Raw genomic sequence first — 18434 nt, forward strand, 5'->3', positions numbered from 1 at the left:
ACCAGTAATTCTAATGTAGAAGGAGAAATTAAAAGATAACTATCCGTAATTTGGATAAATTAGTACTCATTTAGGAATTTTTACTCTCGGAGTGCTTGCTTTTAATTTTCTTGTTCTATATTATATTACTGGGTGTTAGCACTCAACATTAACGAGTGCTAACAACATAACCCGAAATTTTAAAAAAACCTTAATAATTCTAAAGGAGGGTTTTTTGTGATTAAACCATTAAGTGACAGGGTAGTTGTAAAGGCACTGCCCCAGGAAGAAAAGACCAAAAGCGGCATTGTGCTGCCGGATACTGCTAAGGAAAAGCCTCAGCAGGGTGAAGTAATTGCTGTTGGTCCCGGACGTCTAATGGAGAATGGTCAGCGTGCAACCATCGATTTAAAAGCCGGTGACAAAGTCTTTTTCTCTAAGTACGCAGGTAACGAAGTGAAAATCGATGAAGAAGAATTTTTAATTCTTCGGGAAATGGATATTCTGGCTGTAATTGAATAACTTAAATAAGTTTAACGTTAAACAATTCAAGGAGGTTGAAGATCTTGGCCAAAGAAATAATTTTCCGGGAAGATGCCCGTAAAGCTCTTGAAAAGGGTGTAAACGCCCTTGCTGAGGCTGTTAAAGTTACTCTCGGACCTAAGGGTCGTAACGTTGTTCTGGATAAAAAATTTGGTGCTCCCACCATTACCAATGACGGTGTAACAATTGCTCGGGAAATCGAACTACCCGATCACTTCGAAAATATGGGTGCCCAGCTGGTTAAAGAGGTTGCTACCAAAACCAATGATGTTGCCGGTGACGGTACTACCACTGCTACAGTTTTAGCTCAGGCCCTTGTTCGTGAAGGCTTGAAAAACGTAGCTGCAGGTGCTAACCCCATGATCATTAAGCGCGGTATTGAAAAAGCCGTTGAGAAGGCTGTAGAAGAAATTAAAGCTATGTCTAAACCCATCGAGAGCAAGGAAGCAATTGCCCAGGTGGCAACTATTTCTGCAAACGATGATTCCATTGGCAACCTGATTGCTGAAGCTATGGAAAAAGTAGGCAAAGACGGTGTTATCACTGTAGAAGAATCCCAGGGCATCGGTACTACTTTAGAAGTAGTTGAAGGTATGAATTTTGACAGGGGTTATATCTCCCCATATATGATTACTGACACAGATAAAATGGAAGCTGCTTTGTCCGATCCCTATATTTTAATTACTGATAAGAAAATTGCTTCCGTTCAGGAAATCCTTCCTGTGCTGGAAAAAGTTGTTCAGACCGGCAATAAGCCTGTACTAATCATTTGTGAAGACCTGGAAGGTGAAGCTCTTGCTACCCTGGTGCTGAACAAACTGCGTGGTACTTTAAATGTTGTTGCTGTTAAGGCTCCTGGCTTTGGCGATCGCCGTAAGGCTATGCTGGAAGATATCGCTACCCTTACAGGTGGTATTGTAATTACTGAGGAAGTTGGCCTGAAGCTTGATAAGACTACCCTTGAAATGCTGGGTACCGCACGCCAGATCCGTGTTAAGAAAGAAGAAACCATCATCGTTGGTGGTGCTGGTGAGCAAGAAAATATCGAAGGCCGCGTTGCTCAAATCAAGAAGCAAATCGAAGAAACCACCTCTGATTTCGACCGTGAGAAGCTACAAGAGCGTTTGGCTAAACTGGCCGGCGGTGTAGCAGTTATCCAGGTTGGTGCAGCTACCGAGGTTGAAATGAAAGAGAAGAAGCTGCGTATTGATGACGCCCTCAACGCTACCCGTGCAGCAGTTGAAGAAGGTATAGTTCCTGGTGGCGGCACCGCTTATGTTGATCTCATTGCATCTTTAGATGAAATCGTTCTGGATGGCGATGCTAAGACCGGTGTTGACATCGTTAAGCGCGCTATGGAAGAACCCCTCCGCCAGATTGCCAACAACGCTGGCCTTGAAGGTTCCGTAGTTGTAGAAAAAGTAAAAGTTACTGAAAAGGGCATTGGCTTCAACGCCATGTCTGAAGAATATGTTAACATGATCGGTGCTGGTATCGTTGACCCTGCCAAAGTTACTCGCTCCGCTCTGCAAAATGCTGCTTCCATTGCAGCCATGATTCTTACCACCGAAACCCTGATTTCCGATAAGCCTGAAGAAGGCGGCGGTGCCAACCCAATGGCCGCTATGGGCGGAATGGGTGGCATGGGCGGCATGATGTAAGAAGTGCCCCTAAACCCTGTAAAATCAAGGGTCGGAAGTTATAAAATAGTTCTATGACCACATTTTGACCACATTGGCTCACAAAGCTAATGTGGTCATTACATTTCTTATAGTCTATTCATCAATTCGGTGAACTTCTGAGATGCATATAGATATTCAGCTAGCACACAGCCATTAGTAGGTAGATAACGGCCTAAGTTGCAGCCAAACAGGTAATCTATCAATACTCATATTTAATATAATTACCGAAGTATCCTTTGAACTACGCTAATGCTATTTCTAATCGTGGTTTTTAATATTCAATTCTGGTAAGATTGTATTAGCATAGTCAGGAAAAAATTGCACCCAATTGAACGAACGGGGGAATTTCAATGACGTGGGAAGAAGTAAAAAAAACCTATCCAAATCAGTGGTTGTTGATTGAAGCTATTGAAGCACATACCGAAGAAAACAAGAGAATTGTAAACCAAATAGCCGTCATCAACAATTTTTGCGATGATAATAACAAAGCATTGCAGCAATATTTACAACTACATCGGAAATATCGAGAAAGAGAATTGTATGTTGTGCATACATCACGACCTGAATTAGACATCATAGAGCAACGCTGGAGTGGTGTGAGGGCAATTTATGAATCTTAGATTAAAATATGGATTACCCTTTGTTACTGCAACACTTACACATAAGGGTAAGGCACTAACTTCTAATGATTTTCTTATTGACACTGGTTCAGCCTCCACCATCATCGCTGCTGAGCTCGCCCTTGACTTAGGATTAGGCCCCGAACCACTGGATGTTATTAGGCAAATCAGAGGCGTTGGTGGAACAGAATTTGTATATGAAAAGTGCATAGACAGGCTCCAATTAGGGACTAGAAGTATATCTAATTTTAAAATACAGATTGGCGATATGGATTATGGATTTGAGATAGACGGAATAATTGGGCTTGATTATTTGCTGAAAGCCAAGGTAATTATAGATTTAGAAACCCTAACACTTGTGTGAGAACTCCAAGAATGTTTTATAACATAGGTATCTAATAGCCCGTTGGATTAAGAGTAATACAAAAATATATTTAGACAAGCCCTTAAAGCAACGACGCGTTTCGGGTTGGGTATTCGTCTACTTGATGGCACAGTCTAGAAATATTATCTCTTGTGTGTGACACTTAAAGGCATTACTAGATTATACTTTATAAGAGACATGCAAGTAGACCCGTAAGCTGCAAGTCACCCGGCCCGCTATGACCTGGGAAGTTGGCCAGGATGAGCAGGACGGGTGTCTGGCGACCTGGAAATAATGCTAAAAACTTATTGACAACTGGGAAAATATTCTTTATAGTCAACTCAAAGTCGACCGGACACATGTTCGGCGGCTTTTTCTTTTGCGAAGCGGGCCCTCCGGTCAGGGCCCGTATTCAAAGAAAATATACAAGGAGGAGATAAATATGCCGATTGTAAAAGAATCCATTACCAGCAGAATTAAACTTCGCACAACACTGAAGTTAGTCTCAACGGTAACCCCATCTTTGCTAACCGTACCTATCTATTTATTGCTGATTTCCGGGTTATTTTATTTCTATTCGACATAATTTTTATAATTTCCCCACGTATGGGTGTAAAATTAGTAAGCACTATTAAAAAGTTATCGACAGAATTAATAGGAAACTTCTCAAGAAATGTCTATTACCAATACTTACTAGCAATTTAAAAGGAGAATGAGGAGTTTTTAAAAGATTATTTTATAGATCCACCCTATTTCTCATCATTAGTTGGTTCTTTAGAACGGCCTAAACCATCTGTAGTATAGCTCCAAGAGGTTTCGGAAAAACAGCTTGGAGAAAAAGGCTTGAGAGCTTATCTGAGGAACACAGTGATAAGAGTATATCAATTCTATATGATAATTTCCCTATAGAAGGAATTTCAAATCCAAAAAATATTACTTTTGAGATGCATCTGCATAGGATTATGAGATCTATACTAATTGCTTTTTTGTCAAAGCTTCATACTGAAGAGAATCCTTTTGAGTTTAATGAATATGAACGGAGTAGACTGATAAAGTTAATTGAGAAATATCTAAACAATATAACTGTTAATGAAGTGACACAAGCGATAAATTCTATTAAAGGAGCAAGAGGGTAGTTATTTGATATATGGGTAAAGTTTACTAAACCAATAAACTCCATAATAAATATGATTTCAGCAGCAAAATCTCTAGGTTCTGTAGATTTAGCAGTAGAGACAAGAAAAGTAGTGAATTCTAGTATAGAGGAAAAAGCTAAAGATATTTTAAAAACTAAGTTAAAAGAAAGTTGACAGCCGGTGTACCATGCTGAAATTTGAGCAAAATAAGAGTAGGCCGATTTTAAAATGGTAATTTTATCTAAAACTATGTTATTCTTACTAGAACAGTTTCAAAGCACAAAGTTGGAGGGAGAATATGCCAATATATAATAGTATCCTTGAAACTATAGGTGGGACACCCCTGGTTAGACTTAATAAACTAACCCAGGGACTAGGAGCAGAAGTGCTGGCTAAGGTAGAATTTTTCAATCCTGGGGGTAGTGTTAAGGATAGGATAGGTTATGCCATGGTCATGGATGCCCTGGAGAGTGGAGAGATAAATAAGGAAAGTGTATTAATCGAACCTACCAGCGGCAATACGGGGGTAGGTTTAGCCATGACCTGTGCGGTTCTGGGCATCAGGCTTATTTTAACCATGCCGGAAACAATGAGTGAGGAGAGGCGAAGCCTATTAAGGGCCTATGGGGCGGAATTGGTATTAACACCGGGAGGACAAGGCATGAGGGGGGCTGTGGCCAGGGCAGAGGAACTGGCGGCCAGTACTCCGGGGGCAAAAATTCTTCAGCAATTTGCCAATCCAGCCAATCCAAAGGCCCACGTTAAAACTACCGCCCTTGAAATTTGGGGGGATACTGATGGTAAGGTTGATATTCTTGTTGCCGGGGTTGGCACCGGTGGCACAATAACGGGAGTGGCAAAGGCTTTAAAGGAAAGAAAACCTGACTTCCAAGCCGTGGCGGTGGAACCTGCTGAATCTCCGATTCTTTCAGGAGGCAGCCCCTCCCCCCATCCGATTCAGGGTATTGGAGCAGGCTTCATACCTGATATTTTAGCCATGGATTTACTGGATGAGGTTTTTCAGGTAACAGGAGCTGAGGCATTGGAGACAGCCAGGCATTTAGCCAGGGAAGAAGGAATGCTTGTGGGCATCTCCTCTGGAGCTGCTGTATATGCTGCCCTGGAGGTGGCAAAGCGCCCTGAGAATAGAGGGAAAACAATCGTGGTAGTACTGCCGGATACAGGGGAGCGATACTTGTCCACAGCATTGTTTAAAGAAGAGCCGCCAAAGTAGAGCTTCAAGGCTAATCAATAGACGCTAAAATAGCAGATTGCCCTAAACGAACTTGCTGAATGTTATTGTCATGAAATAGAAAAGACCCGCCATTTGGTTAATTGGCGGATCTTTTCTATTTCAGACGCAAATTATGAGCTGAATTCATTTTTGCGACGATCCCAGACATAGATGCTGCCTAACTTAGTTTTAGCATAGTGCTTTAGCTGGGCGGTTTTTTCTGCTAATCCCTCCGGCGAACAATGGCCTGCGCAGTCCACTATGGCCATAGAAACCGAAACCAGTGGAAACCAATTTTCCTGTCCCTGCCGATTAAGTCCGAAAAAGCCTCCCCGGACTTGATCCTCTGAGGAATAAAGACCCTTTACTAACCGATCAAAATAACGAATATAACGGCGGCAAATTTCCTCTGCCAGGTCCCTATGGCATAGCACAATAAAATCATCTCCCCCGATATGCCCTGCAAAGGCCTGGGGGTCGCCATACTTTTTAACCACACTGCTTAACAGCCTAGCCGCCAAAAGAATTAACCTGTCTCCATTTTCAAAACCATAGCGGTCATTATAGGATTTGAAATTATCTAAATCAATATATATACAAGCAGAGGGAGAAATTTCTGACAGGCGGTTGTTTATTTCCCCCTCAATGGTCAAGTTTCCTGGCAGGCCTGTAAGGGGATTTGCCCCCTTGGCCACTTCCATACGAATTTTGGTCATGGTATCCAATAATATCTGAACCGAGACTACACCGTAAAGCTGTCCTTCTCTAGTTACAACAATGTAATCGTAAAGCTTGAGCTTATCCCTGTTCATGGAAAGCTGGGATACTTGTTCTATGGGTAAGGAGATATCTACCATCAGGGGATCAATATCCATAATGCAGGAAACCGGGCGTTCAAAATACAGTGCTACGCCATATTGGGTACCCAGGTATCTGTCCAGATGATGTCTCATCACTAGTCCAACGGGGCGGTTGTTATTTGTTATAACCACCCCATTAATAAGCTCGTTGGAATCTAATAATTCCTTCAGGTGCCTGACAGGTGTCTCCACTGAAACCATTATAGCCGGTTCGGTGATATCTCCAATGGGAAAGGCCTTTTGCCACACCCCGGTGGGGTTGCGGGAGGACAAACTATGAATTTTATTTAAGGCCTCGACATTAACGGGCGGTTTAGGGTACCCGGGGTGGGCCAGGAAGTAACCTTGACCATATTGTACACCTATGGAGTGCAGGGTTGCCAATTCTGCCTCTGTCTCAATTCCTTCAGCAATGATTGAACAGCCAATTTTTTGTGTAAAGGTAACAAGAGTCTCTAAAAGGGCTTTTTTTACCCTGTTGGTATTGATATCTCTTACTAAGGAACAATCAATTTTTATAAAATCAGGCCGTACTTCGGCAATGGCCTGCAGGCTGGAAAAACCTGCCCCTGCATCATCCACAGCCACGCGGTAGCCCTGATTGCGATAGTGGGCCAAGGTTTTGTTAAATCTGGCAAAGTCATGAATACTTTGTCGTTCAGTTATTTCAAAGACAAGATTGGCTGAATGAAGATGACTTTCCGCCAACAGCTTAGAAGTTTCCCCTCTGACAAATTGAGGGTCATTGATGGTAAGGGGGTGTATGTTTAAAAAGAGTTTCTGATGACTTTCCATATATCCCACATTATTAATAGCAAGCTCCCGGCAAAGCTTTTCCACGGGAAACAGTAGGCCAACCTCTTCAGCAAAGCCGAAGATTACCAGGGGTGACAAAAAATAACTGTCCTTAGGTCCTCTGGTTAAGGCTTCCCAGCCTAGGATTTCACCATTTTGCAGAGAGACTATAGGCTGGTAAACCATCAAAAGATTTTTTTGGGCAAGGATATGGTTAAATTCTCCCAGGAGATGGGTTGTCTGCTGATTCCACGCCCCCTTAGCTATCTTTTGTGCCTCTTTGAGGGCGGTATAAAGGGCTTGATCCGGCTTGCTGCCTAGTTTGCCTTTTATTATAGAGTAACCCACGTGAAGTTTTACCGACATGGTAGTTATCTTTGCTAATTCCTGCTTTAATGTTTCTTCCAGGGCAAGTCTCATGGCTGTAGACATTTTGTTGAGCTGCTCAGGGGTGGAAACAGGATCAAGTCTACATAAAACCAAAAAATCATCGCCCCACAGGTTTTCCACACTTATCTCTCCGGAACAATTTAAAAAATCTCCTGCCTTGCGGTGTAAAGCTGTACGTAAAACATTAAGTATGCGCCTGGCCAAAGCTTCCCCATGGACTTGAAGTACCTGATGAAAGTCAACAACATCTACATAAAGCAGTAATACATTTGAACGTTGTTTTAACATCAGCTCAAGCCTTTGCAAAAGTGAGGAGCTTTGCAATAGCTGTAGCAGCAGACCTTTTTTCTTAAACATTTTAGACAAATATCCCTTAACGGATCTTAATAATTCGTATGCTTTCAAATGAAGCCCACCCTTGTCCTGTCTTATTTCCATTCTATGGCTGCAGGGTTAGGATTTGGTTAATGGTCAATTAAACCAGGGTTAAGACTAATTAAAAATTCGTGAACGGTAAAATAACCTTGTTAACTGGCATTATTGTTTCCCCCAACGGTTGGCTCACCTTAAAGGAACTAACAAAGTAGAGATTTCTTCCGTTCGCAGGAATAGTCATCGGAACAGAGGTTTTTTATTCCCTTTAACGGGAAAACCATTACCCTTAAGGCCTTAATTAAGTAAGATAAGATTAAAATAAAGGCTTGGGAGGTCTGGTTATGCTTAACCAAAAAATTTTACAGCTAGCTCCGGAGGAGCAAATATATCATCCTAATTTATCCTTTTCCGCCCGGGCCAATGTCCGGGATGCCCAAATTTACGAGCGGGCCGGTGCAAATTTTGAAGAATTCTGGGCTGAGGAGGCACAAAAGCTTCACTGGTTTCGGCCCTGGGATAAAGTGTTGGAGTGGCAAAGTCCCTTTGCCCAGTGGTTTGTAGGGGGCAAGATTAATGCTTGCTATAACTGCATTGATAGGCACCTTGAAGGCTGGCGTAGAAATAAAGCCGCCATTATATTTGAGGGAGAACCGGGGGATCAACTGGTACTAACTTACCAGGATCTGTACCGGGAAGTAACCAAGTTTGCCAATGTTTTACTTGGCATGGGAATTACCAAGGGTGATCCGGTTACCATCTACATGCCCATGATCCCACAGGTGGTTATAGCTATGCTGGCCTGTGCCAGGATTGGTGCTCCCCATAGTCTGGTATTCGGAGGTTTTTCCTCAGAGGCCCTGAGGGATCGCATTAATGATGCTGAATCAAAGGTTGTGGTTACTGCCGATGGAGTTTGGCGTCGAGGAAAATCAATACCCCTTAAGCAAAATGTAGATACGGCAGTGGCAGAATGCCCAAGCGTTCAGAAAGTGGTGGTGGTACAGAGGACCGGTGCTGAAACACAAATGGATGCCGATAGGGATGTTTGGTATCATGACGTAATGAAGGCTGCACCTAGTGGCTGTAAGCCTGAAATTATGGATGCTGAGGATATACTTTTTATCCTTTATACAAGCGGTACCACCGGCAGGCCAAAGGGTATTGTCCACACCACCGGAGGGTATTTAACTGCAGTTGCCTCTACCCACAGGAATATTTTTGACCTTAAGGAAGAGGATGTTTATTGGTGTACGGCTGATGTGGGCTGGATTACCGGACACAGTTATCTGGTTTATGGACCCCTGGCCAATGGAACCACGGTAATGCTCTTTGAAGGGGCACCAGATTACCCGGAAAGGGATCGGTTCTGGGAAGTTATTGAAAAATACAAGGTCAGCTTGTTTTATACCGCTCCCACTGCCATTCGCCTATTCATGAAGTGGGGAGAGGAATGGACTAATAAAAGGGATTTATCCTCCCTAAGGCTTCTTGGCTCCGTAGGAGAGCCAATCAACCCGGAGGCTTGGCTGTGGTATCATAAAAACATCGGAAAAGAAAATTGCCCTATCGTTGATACCTGGTGGCAAACTGAAACCGGCAGTGTGATGGTGGCACCGCTGCCTGGAATAACCCCTACTAAACCGGGATCTGCCACAATGCCGATGCCAGGCGTATCAGTGGATGTGGTGGATGAAATGGGAGAGCCGGTTGAACGTGGCGGAACAGGTTATCTGGTTATAACCAAGCCCTGGCCTTCTATGTTAAGGACTGTTTATAAGGATCCTCAGCGTTATGCGGATACCTACTGGAGCCGCTTTGAGGGAATGTATTTTACAGGGGACGGTGCCCGCAAGGATGAGGATGGATATATCTGGGTACAGGGCAGAGTGGATGATGTAATAAATGTATCAGGTCACAGAATTGGCACGGCAGAAGTTGAAAGTGCTTTAGTAGAGCACCCGGCTGTAGCCGAAGCGGCGGTAATTGGTCGTAAGCATGAGTTAAAGGGGCAGGCTGTATCAGCCTTTGTGACTCTGCGGGAAGGTATTGCCTGGGCTCCTGAGTTAGAAAAGGATCTTAAGAGCCATGTGGCCAAAAAAATTGGTGGGCTTGCAAGGCCGGAGGAAATCATTTGTGCCTGGGAGCTGCCCAAAACACGAAGCGGAAAAATTATGAGACGGCTATTAAGGGATATTGCAGAGGGCAGGGTATTAGGGGATACTTCCACCTTGGCTGATCCCACGGTGGTTAAACAGCTGTTAAATCAGAAGACAGCTTTATAAATTAATAATTCAGAGAATCGGCAGGTATACAATACCTGCCCTTCTATTTATAGAGGAACTGTTTAAGAAATGTAGAATAAGAGAGGTATGGAAAAATTGCGATTATTAAGTCAATGGCTGAACAAAAAATTAGGTATGAGGGTGCCAGAACTGGAGACAATCCTAAGGCTACTTGCTGTTCAGTTGATTATCGGATTTGCTTTTATCATTTATCGGCCTGAATTTTGGCTGGAGGTAATACTGCTTAGTCTAGTGAGCTTTGGGGGGACCTTTGTTGTCATCTGTCTGAGACCCTTAAAAAGGGTGTTAACTGTTCGCATGGATGAAAAGTCCTTTGCGCCTACACTGCAGATTGCCAATGAGACCCTTCCTTTCCTTAGAAGGGGCTTAAATGAGGAAACTGCCAAACAAACAGCAGAGATAATTCAAAAGATTAGTGATGTTGCTGCGGTGGCAATAACGGATAAGGAAAAGGTATTGACCTTTATTGGGGCTGGCTGTGAACGACATCCTGTGGGGGGTTCCATAGTAACCAGGGCCACCCATGAGGTTATAGCTACCGGCGAATTAAAGGTGGTTCAAAATAAAAGTGAGTTTAACTGCCCCATTAAGGACTGTGACTGTCCTTTGGAATCGGCGGTAATTGCTCCCCTTATTTGCAGGGGAGAAGTGATAGGGACTGTAAAGTTATATCAAACCCATAAGGGGCAAATTCCCGGCAGTGTCATCAAACTGGCAGTAGGGGTGGCCCAACTGTTAGGGGTGCAGATGGAGCTGGCTGAGCTGGATCACCAGGCCCAATTGGCTACTAGGGCAGAATTGGATGCCCTTCAAGCACAAATAAACCCACATTTTCTGTTTAATACCATTAATACCATTAGTATGTTTATTCGCACTAATCCAGAGACCGCACGAAGGTTACTTATCAGGCTGGCTGCCTTTTTCAGACACTCTTTGAAACGACATGGCCATTTTATTACACTGGCGGAGGAAATGGAATATATTCATACGTACTTGGTGCTGGAAAAGGCTCGATTTAGAGAAAAGTTGAGGATTGTTAGGAATATAGATAAATCACTACTAAAATACCGTATCCCGGTCCTCACAGTACAACCATTAGTTGAAAATGCTATCCGCCATGGAATTACCCCCAAAGAGGGTCAGGGTACTGTTCAGATTTCTGCCCAACTTCATGGAGATGAAATTGAAATAGCCATTACCGATGATGGAGTAGGTATTCAGCCAGACATTATGCCCAAAATTTTTCTACCAGGCTTTGGTTCTGGAAGTGGTGTTGGCCTGTCTAATGTTCATGAAAGATTAAAAATATTATTTGGTGAAGAACATGGCCTTAATATAGAGAGTGAAACTGGTTTTGGTACCACCGTATGGTTACGGGTGCCTCTCATGTTGAATGATGGTGATGATTTAAGGGAGGGTTGAGCATGACGTTGAAGACTTTGATTGTTGATGATGAATATCCGGCCCGTCAAGAGCTCCGCTTTATGCTGGGTCGATTTGATAACATTGAGATAGTTGGGGAAGCCACCAGTGCCACAGAGGCTCTAGCCTTAATTAAGGCCCTGGACTATCAGGTGCTGTTTTTAGATATTAATCTACCTGGAATGAATGGTCTGGAATTGGGTGCTGTCATTCAGGAATTGCCCAAACCTCCCTTTGTTATCTTTGTTACGGCCTATGACGAACATGCCTTGGAAGCATTTGATGTAAATGCCGTGGATTATATTATGAAGCCAATTGACGAAAAGAGGCTTAAGCGGGCAATTGACCGGGTGATGAAGGCCCAGCAGGAAAGGGCGGCAATGGAGCCCATAAATGTAACTAACATGTTGGAATCTAACGCCAACAAATTGACTGGTGACTATAATGAGGAGATTAAGATAAATCGAATCCCTGCCGAGAAGCTGGGTAAAACAATTCTTGTCGATATAGGTGAGATTTTCTATGCATTCACCGAGCAGGATTATGTTTACATAAAGACCTTTGGTGATAAATTATTTACCAGATTTACCCTTAAAGAGTTGGAGGTTCGCCTTGGTGGCAATATGTTTTTTCGCACCCACCGTTGTTATATAGTTAATCTGCAAAAGGTGAAGGAAATAGTACCTTTTTTTAATGGTACATACAACCTGGTTCTAGAGGACAAGGATAAAAGTGAAGTTCCTGTAAGCAGGGCGCAGGCCAAAAAACTGAGGAAAATATTGGGATTTTAATCTTTCTACCCTGTTTTAGGGTAGATTTTTTTTATATAATAGCAAGAGACGCCTGGAGGTGGGATGATGAAGGGGATTGGAACGGATATTATAGAAATCGAGAGGGTAGAACTGGCTATAAGCCGTTCGGGACAAGAGTTTTTAAATAGAGTATTCACCCCTGGAGAACAAAGTTATTGTGGGGGTAAGGTACAGTGCCTGGCCGGCAGATTTGCTGCCAAGGAAGCTGTGTTAAAGGCCCTTGGCACAGGGCTGAGGGGTCTGCGCTGGACAAACATTGAGATATTACCAAACTACCAGGGCAAGCCTGAAGTTAAATTATCAGGCAGTGCCCTGGAGTTAGCTGCAGATTTGGGTATAGACAAAATTATGGTAAGCATATCCCATGACAGGGGCAGGGCGGTGGCCTTTGCAGTGGCAGTGGGGAAGGAAGGGTAAGATGAGGGTAGTAACAGCAGAAGAAATGAGACAGATTGATCAAGATGCCATGGAACAGTATGGTATTCCTGGAGTAGTTCTAATGGAAAATGCCGGGATTGGTGTCGTAAGGGTTATCGAAGAGCTTATCCAGAATGTTCGGGGTAAAGTGTTTTCAGTATTAGTTGGTAAAGGCAATAATGGCGGGGATGGCTTGGTGATAGCACGTCACCTTCATAATAAGGGAGCCCAGGTAAAAGTGCTGCTTATGGCTAACCCATCGGATTTTAGAGGGGATGCTAAAGTAAATCTAAACATATGGGAAAAAATGGGACAGCCCATTTACCAGATAAATCAGACCACCGGTATTAATATCCTAAAGCTAGCCCTATTAAGTACAGATATCATTGTTGATGCATTATATGGTACGGGCTTCCATGGGGAAGTGGAAGAAAAAGTAGCCAAGGTTATTGAATTGGTAAATGTCAGTAACCGGCCAATAATCTCCGTTGATATTCCCTCGGGTGTATTGGCTGACAGTGGAAAGGTACTGGGGGCATGTATTAGGGCCAATCATACTGTTACCTTTGGCCTGCCTAAACTGGGTCTGGTGATGGAACCGGGAGCAAGTTTTGCCGGGGAGATTCACGTGGTGGATATATCACTGCCAGGTAAATTAACTGATCTAAGCGGGTCAGGCAAACAATTGTTAACATTAGAAACTATATCAGCCTGGTTTAGTCCAAGATCCCCCGAAGGACATAAAGGTAGCTACGGCAGAGTCTTGATTTTGGCAGGCTCCCGGGGGATGGTGGGGGCGGCTAGGTTGACAGCCAAGGGAGCCCTAAGGGCAGGGGCGGGTCTAGTGACCCTGGCGGTTCCTGAGAGTGTTCAGCCGGTGGCCGCTGCATCCCTGGATGAGGCAATGACCAAAGGTTTACCGGAGACAGGAGAAGGCACATTTTCTGAAGATGCCCTGGATATGCTCTTAGAATATTGTAAGCAAGCGGATGTGCTAGCCCTAGGGCCGGGAATTACCACCCACCCGGAAACTGTAAAACTTATTCGGACCCTATTGCCCAAATTAACAATACCAACAGTAATTGACGCAGATGGGCTAAATGCTTTAAGCGAATCAACGGATATATTAGGTAATACCACAGTGCCATTGGTAATTACACCACATCCAGGAGAAATGTCTAGATTGCTTAACATCTCAGTGCATGAGATACAAGATGATCGACTTAATTATGCAACGGTAGCGGCCATAGAATGGAATCTGACTGTACTGTTGAAAGGAGCCGGGACAATTGTCGCCTCACCTGGAGGAAATGTTTATATCAATCCCACTGGAAATCCAGGCATGGCCACCGGGGGAAGTGGTGATGTACTGACAGGTATTATCGCCGGATTGTTAGGCCAAGGGCTTGCGCCGGAGCATGCTGCAGCAGCCGGTGCTTATCTGCATGGTCGGGCGGGAGATTTAGCTGTGAGGCAGCTTGGACAAATGAGTACCCTGGCAGGTGATATACTTAAGTATTTACCAGAGGCCCTAAGGGAAGTGTTCAAATAAAAAAATAACCTGCCCGGTCGGAGGCAGGAAAAACAAGAAATTTAAGGAGAATATGAAATTGTTGTTGGCCGGAAAAACCATCTTTAGTATAACTGCTTAATATTAATTTTGCATTGAGATAGGGTAAAGATTAAATTAAATTATTAATTGGAAAGATAAATTTACATTACGGAAATAAAACTTTCCAATATTGCTATGAATTATTATAAGTGGAAATAATATATTCCAAATTAATGCTTTTTTCCTGCCAATCCTGTAAAAAAGGGCCAAATCTAAGGGGTTTAGAAGCTGGCATGATAATTGCTATAGCTTTTAGGTAGCAAATACCTAGGAGGCGACAATTCATGTTAATAGGCGTACCAAAGGAAATAAAAAATAACGAGAATCGTGTTGCCATAACTCCCGCAGGAGTAATGGCGATGGTCAATAACGGGCACCAGGTGATAATAGAAAAAAATGCTGGGCTTGGCAGTGGTATTTCTGATGAAGATTATATCAAGGCAGGGGCAACCATATTGGATACAGCCCAAGAAGTATTTAGCCAGGCAGATATGATTATGAAAGTTAAAGAACCACTTCCTGCTGAATACGAATTATTCAGGGAGGGGCAATTACTGTTTACTTACCTGCACCTTGCCCCAGAGCCTGAGCTTACAGCAGCCCTATTGAAAAAGAAAGTTACCGGTGTGGCTTATGAAACCATTCAGTTGGAAAATGGAGCATTGCCCTTACTTACCCCTATGTCAGAGGTTGCCGGTCGTATGTCTATCCAAATTGGTGCCCGCTATCTTGAAAAAACCTATGGTGGGTTAGGGGTGCTGCTTGGCGGTGTCCCCGGGGTACCGGCGGCTAATGTGGTAATTGTCGGTGGCGGTATAGTTGGTACGAATGCAGCCAAGATGGCCATAGGCCTAGGTGCCAACGTTACAATTTTAGATTTAAATGTAGATCGCCTGCGTTATTTAGATGATATCTTTGGTGGGAAAATCAATACTGTAATGTCAAACAGCTATAATATTGCCAGTGCAGTTAAAAAAGCTGATTTGCTGGTGGGTGCGGTATTAATACCTGGGGCCAAGGCTCCTCGTCTGGTGACCGAAGAAATGGTGAAGACCATGAAGCCGGGTTCGGTAATTGTAGATGTGGCCATTGACCAGGGCGGGTCCATTGAAACAATTGATAGGGTAACTACCCACAGTGAGCCAATCTATGAAAAGCATGGTGTAATTCACTATTCAGTGGCCAATATGCCAGGGGCTGTTGCCAGAACCTCTACCTTCGCCCTAACCAACGTTACTTTACCCTATGCAATTCAGCTTGCCAACAAGGGCTGGCTGCAGGCTGTAAAAGATAATTGTGCCCTGGCCAAGGGAGTCAATGTTGTTGACGGCAAGTGTACCTTTAAAGCGGTGGCAGATTCCCTTAATCTGGAGTATACACCTTTAGCAAGAATTATAGGTTAATAAATACCATTCCTTTTTCATACCCCCACTTTGTGGGGGTATTTCATTTTCACCTAATGTTTTCACAAACAAGCATTTTTTTCATATTTATGCTAAAATATTAAAGCAACTATTTTGAATTGGCGGAAGGTGTTCAGTAAATGGTTGAGCCTGTTTGGGCCGAGGTGGACCTCAAGGCTATAAAACATAACCTGGGTGAAGTTAGGAAACTTGTTGGACCCCATAGGGAAATTATGGCAGTGGTTAAAGCAAATGGTTATGGTCATGGAATGACCAGGGTGGCTAGGGCGGCTTTAGAAGCAGGAGCTTCCAGGCTTGCAGTGGCAAGGCTTAACGAAGCCCAGGCTCTTCGCCAGGAGGGTATCAGATGCCCGGTGCTTGTTTTTGGTTTTATACCGGAGGAACAAATAGAATTAGCCTTACTTGCGGATATAACAATTACAATATACAGATTGGATATGGCCATAAAAATAGACCAGATTGCTAAAAAAATAGACAAGAAAGCTACCATACATCTTAAGGTTGATTCAGGTATGGGGCGCCTTGGCTTTAAGGCCGAAGAAGATGCAGTTTCAGAAATAATAATGATTAAGGCTTTAAGTAATCTAGATCTAGAAGGGATTTATACCCATTTTGCTGCTGCTGATGAAACGAATAAAGATTATAGCAGGTGGCAATTGGATAGATTTTTATCCTTGGTCGGTGCCCTTGAAAAAAAAGGCATAACCTTTAAACTTAAACATAGTGCTAATAGTGCGGCGATAATTGATTTTCCTGAAAGCTACTTGGATCTGGTCCGGCCGGGTATAATGATGTATGGATTATATCCCTCCGAAGAAGTTAATAAGTCTAATGTTGACTTAATGCCTGCCATGAGCTTGCTATGCAGAATTGCCCATATTAAAAAAGTTGTACCAGGGACAAAAATCAGCTATGGATGTACCTATACCGTAAATAAAGAAACTGTTGTTGCCTCCCTGCCCTTAGGCTACGGGGATGGCTATCCCAGGCTATTGTCTTCCGTGGGGCAAGTAATGATATTAGGTCAAAGGGCACCGGTGATTGGTAGGGTTTGCATGGACCAGTGCATGGTAGACGTGGGTCACATACCTGGTGTAAATATTAATGATGTGGTATTGATTTTTGGGAAAAAGGGCCAAGGGTACCTTCCGGTGGAAGAGGTTGCCCTTTGGTTAAAAACAATAAACTATGAAGTAGTTTGTTTGGTGGGAAGTAGAGTTCCACGTATATATATATAGATAACTGGGTGATTAAGATATGCAGAGACGCATTGTCCTGGCCAGCGGCGACCAGAGAGAGTTGGAGCAATTAAAACATGTTGGCTTACGATATGGTTATCGGACTGTAGCTGAAGCATTAAATGGAATGGCTGCCCTTAAAGCCGTTAGAACCACCATGCCGGATGTGGTGTTACTTGATGATCGCCTTCCCGTATTGGATGGCATGCAGGTGGCCAAGATTTTAACGGAAGAAAATATAGCACCAGCAGTATTAATAGTATCCCAGGGTAATAATTCCCTGGTGGAAAGGGCCAAGGACGTTACTTCGGCCTTTTTGCTGAGGCCCTATATGGATGATCAGGTTTATGCGGCGGTAGAGGTGGCAGTGTCAGCCCACAAAAGATATTCACAGCTCCAGCAGCAGCTTAGTGAACTTCAAGAGACATTAAAGTCAAGAAAATTGGTGGAAAAGGCCAAAGGCATACTGATGAAACAGAGGGGAATGTCCGAGGAGATTGCCTACAAGGCCATTCAGCATACAGCCATGAAAAAGCGCACCACTATGAAGTCCGTTGCCGAATCAATAATCACCGCCCACGAAATGGGAGTATAAAAGAACCCAAGTATACAAAATTCCTTTAATTTGGGCATTGTCAAAACCAAGTAAAGTAAATATAATAACATTAGCAGCAGGGGACAAAGGCGTACCCCAAAGCATGAGGCCAATGAGGGCCCAATGTACCAAATGCGGACATTGGGCTTTTATTTATTCTGCCACTCCCTGCGCGTTAAATTGTTAACGTAGGAGGGTAAAAAATGAAAAAAATTGAGGCAGTTATACGACCCAGTAAATTGGAAGAGGTTAAAGATGCCCTAAGCCAATATGGCATACAGGGAATGACCGTATCTCAGGTGATGGGCTGCGGTAAACAAAAAGGTAGGGTTAATGTTTATAGGGGTCAGGAGTATACCATTAACCTCTTGCCGAAAATAAAGATGGAAATTGTTTTGGCTGACAATCAGGTGGATGAGGTAGTGGAGCTTATCGTAAAAACTGCCCGCACCGGTGAAGTTGGGGATGGCAAAATATTTGTTAGTCCGGTAGATAATGCAGTTAGGATTCGCACTAATGCTGCCGGTAGTGATGCACTGTAGTATTTTAGTTGAATATTAATTTTTTGGGCAAAGATGCCCTCTAGAATAAGGTTAACCTTTAACCTTATTCCAGAGGGCATTTTTTCTTATG

The 18434-nt window shown here is 43.4% G+C and carries 16 protein-coding genes; 15 read left to right on the forward strand and 1 reads right to left on the reverse strand.

The window, feature by feature from the left end; translation table 11 throughout:
* Positions 1-216: 216 nt before the first annotated feature.
* From groES to cysK, 6 genes are all read left to right on the forward strand, one after another.
* A complete protein-coding gene (gene groES / locus P6N53_RS00305) occupies positions 217-501 on the forward strand; it encodes a co-chaperone GroES (RefSeq protein ID WP_304540244.1) in 285 nt (94 codons plus the stop codon).
* A gap of 41 nt (positions 502-542) precedes the next feature.
* Positions 543-2183 carry a chaperonin GroEL gene (gene groL / locus P6N53_RS00310; protein WP_304540465.1) on the forward strand — a complete coding sequence of 547 codons (1641 nt, stop codon included), beginning with the start codon at positions 543-545 and terminating at the stop codon, positions 2181-2183.
* Positions 2184-2554: 371 nt separating this feature from the next.
* Positions 2555-2824 carry a hypothetical protein gene (locus P6N53_RS00315; RefSeq protein ID WP_304540245.1) on the forward strand — a complete coding sequence of 90 codons (270 nt, stop codon included), beginning with the start codon at positions 2555-2557 and terminating at the stop codon, positions 2822-2824.
* A complete protein-coding gene (locus P6N53_RS00320; RefSeq protein WP_304540247.1) occupies positions 2814-3188 on the forward strand; it encodes a retropepsin-like aspartic protease in 375 nt (124 codons plus the stop codon). The genes P6N53_RS00315 and P6N53_RS00320 overlap by 11 nt, the downstream gene beginning before the upstream one ends.
* A gap of 442 nt (positions 3189-3630) precedes the next feature.
* The gene (locus P6N53_RS00325; protein WP_304540249.1) at positions 3631-3774 is read left to right on the forward strand and encodes a hypothetical protein; all 144 of its coding nucleotides are present in this window, start codon (positions 3631-3633) and stop codon (positions 3772-3774) included.
* Positions 3775-4622: 848 nt separating this feature from the next.
* Positions 4623-5558 carry a cysteine synthase A gene (cysK, locus tag P6N53_RS00330; protein WP_304540250.1) on the forward strand — a complete coding sequence of 312 codons (936 nt, stop codon included), beginning with the start codon at positions 4623-4625 and terminating at the stop codon, positions 5556-5558.
* Between the two features lie 131 nt (positions 5559-5689).
* On the opposite strand, the gene P6N53_RS00335 is transcribed toward cysK, so the two are convergent.
* Positions 5690-8008 carry an EAL domain-containing protein gene (locus tag P6N53_RS00335; RefSeq protein ID WP_304540251.1) on the reverse strand — a complete coding sequence of 773 codons (2319 nt, stop codon included), beginning with the start codon at positions 8006-8008 and terminating at the stop codon, positions 5690-5692.
* A 311-nt stretch (positions 8009-8319) separates the two neighbouring features.
* Here P6N53_RS00335 and acs point away from each other — a divergent pair, with 311 nt between their 5' ends.
* The 9 genes from acs to P6N53_RS00380 all read left to right on the forward strand — a co-directional run bounded on the left by acs (position 8320) and on the right by P6N53_RS00380 (position 18343).
* A complete protein-coding gene (gene acs, locus P6N53_RS00340; RefSeq protein WP_304540253.1) occupies positions 8320-10260 on the forward strand; it encodes an acetate--CoA ligase in 1941 nt (646 codons plus the stop codon).
* Positions 10261-10347: 87 nt separating this feature from the next.
* Positions 10348-11703 carry a histidine kinase gene (locus tag P6N53_RS00345; protein WP_304540255.1) on the forward strand — a complete coding sequence of 452 codons (1356 nt, stop codon included), beginning with the start codon at positions 10348-10350 and terminating at the stop codon, positions 11701-11703.
* A gap of 2 nt (positions 11704-11705) precedes the next feature.
* On the forward strand, positions 11706-12494 hold the full coding sequence (locus tag P6N53_RS00350; protein WP_304540257.1) for a LytR/AlgR family response regulator transcription factor: 789 nt from the start codon (positions 11706-11708) through the stop codon (positions 12492-12494).
* A gap of 63 nt (positions 12495-12557) precedes the next feature.
* On the forward strand, positions 12558-12932 hold the full coding sequence (gene acpS / locus P6N53_RS00355) for a holo-ACP synthase (RefSeq protein ID WP_441315714.1): 375 nt from the start codon (positions 12558-12560) through the stop codon (positions 12930-12932).
* A gap of 1 nt (position 12933) precedes the next feature.
* Positions 12934-14484 carry an NAD(P)H-hydrate dehydratase gene (locus tag P6N53_RS00360; protein WP_304540258.1) on the forward strand — a complete coding sequence of 517 codons (1551 nt, stop codon included), beginning with the start codon at positions 12934-12936 and terminating at the stop codon, positions 14482-14484.
* A gap of 344 nt (positions 14485-14828) precedes the next feature.
* The gene (gene ald / locus P6N53_RS00365) at positions 14829-15947 is read left to right on the forward strand and encodes an alanine dehydrogenase (RefSeq protein ID WP_304540259.1); all 1119 of its coding nucleotides are present in this window, start codon (positions 14829-14831) and stop codon (positions 15945-15947) included.
* A gap of 140 nt (positions 15948-16087) precedes the next feature.
* Entirely contained in the window at positions 16088-17206 is a 1119-nt protein-coding gene (gene alr / locus P6N53_RS00370) for an alanine racemase (protein ID WP_304540261.1), read from the forward strand.
* A 19-nt stretch (positions 17207-17225) separates the two neighbouring features.
* Positions 17226-17801: an ANTAR domain-containing response regulator gene (locus tag P6N53_RS00375; protein ID WP_304540263.1), complete on the forward strand. Its 576-nt coding sequence runs from the start codon at positions 17226-17228 to the stop codon at positions 17799-17801.
* A gap of 203 nt (positions 17802-18004) precedes the next feature.
* Entirely contained in the window at positions 18005-18343 is a 339-nt protein-coding gene (locus tag P6N53_RS00380; RefSeq protein ID WP_304540264.1) for a P-II family nitrogen regulator, read from the forward strand.
* Positions 18344-18434: the final 91 nt, after the last annotated feature.

The organism is Desulforamulus aquiferis (genome assembly GCF_030577015.1).
GTDB classification, from domain to species: Bacteria; Bacillota; Desulfotomaculia; order Desulfotomaculales; family Desulfotomaculaceae; genus Desulfotomaculum; species Desulfotomaculum aquiferis.

What these genes read in the sequence shown, in the direction of transcription:
- P6N53_RS00315 (WP_304540245.1), top strand. Translation starts at nt 2,555, where the DNA reads ATGACGTGGGAAGAAGTAAAAAAAACCTATCCAAATCAGTGGTTGTTG.
- P6N53_RS00320 (WP_304540247.1), top strand. Translation starts at nt 2,814, where the DNA reads ATGAATCTTAGATTAAAATATGGATTACCCTTTGTTACTGCAACACTT.
- P6N53_RS00325 (WP_304540249.1), top strand. Translation starts at nt 3,631, where the DNA reads ATGCCGATTGTAAAAGAATCCATTACCAGCAGAATTAAACTTCGCACA.
- cysK (WP_304540250.1), top strand. Translation starts at nt 4,623, where the DNA reads ATGCCAATATATAATAGTATCCTTGAAACTATAGGTGGGACACCCCTG.
- acs (WP_304540253.1), top strand. Translation starts at nt 8,320, where the DNA reads ATGCTTAACCAAAAAATTTTACAGCTAGCTCCGGAGGAGCAAATATAT.
- P6N53_RS00345 (WP_304540255.1), top strand. Translation starts at nt 10,348, where the DNA reads ATGGAAAAATTGCGATTATTAAGTCAATGGCTGAACAAAAAATTAGGT.
- P6N53_RS00350 (WP_304540257.1), top strand. Translation starts at nt 11,706, where the DNA reads ATGACGTTGAAGACTTTGATTGTTGATGATGAATATCCGGCCCGTCAA.
- acpS (WP_441315714.1), top strand. Translation starts at nt 12,558, where the DNA reads ATGATGAAGGGGATTGGAACGGATATTATAGAAATCGAGAGGGTAGAA.
- P6N53_RS00360 (WP_304540258.1), top strand. Translation starts at nt 12,934, where the DNA reads ATGAGGGTAGTAACAGCAGAAGAAATGAGACAGATTGATCAAGATGCC.
- ald (WP_304540259.1), top strand. Translation starts at nt 14,829, where the DNA reads ATGTTAATAGGCGTACCAAAGGAAATAAAAAATAACGAGAATCGTGTT.
- alr (WP_304540261.1), top strand. Translation starts at nt 16,088, where the DNA reads ATGGTTGAGCCTGTTTGGGCCGAGGTGGACCTCAAGGCTATAAAACAT.
- P6N53_RS00375 (WP_304540263.1), top strand. Translation starts at nt 17,226, where the DNA reads ATGCAGAGACGCATTGTCCTGGCCAGCGGCGACCAGAGAGAGTTGGAG.
- P6N53_RS00380 (WP_304540264.1), top strand. Translation starts at nt 18,005, where the DNA reads ATGAAAAAAATTGAGGCAGTTATACGACCCAGTAAATTGGAAGAGGTT.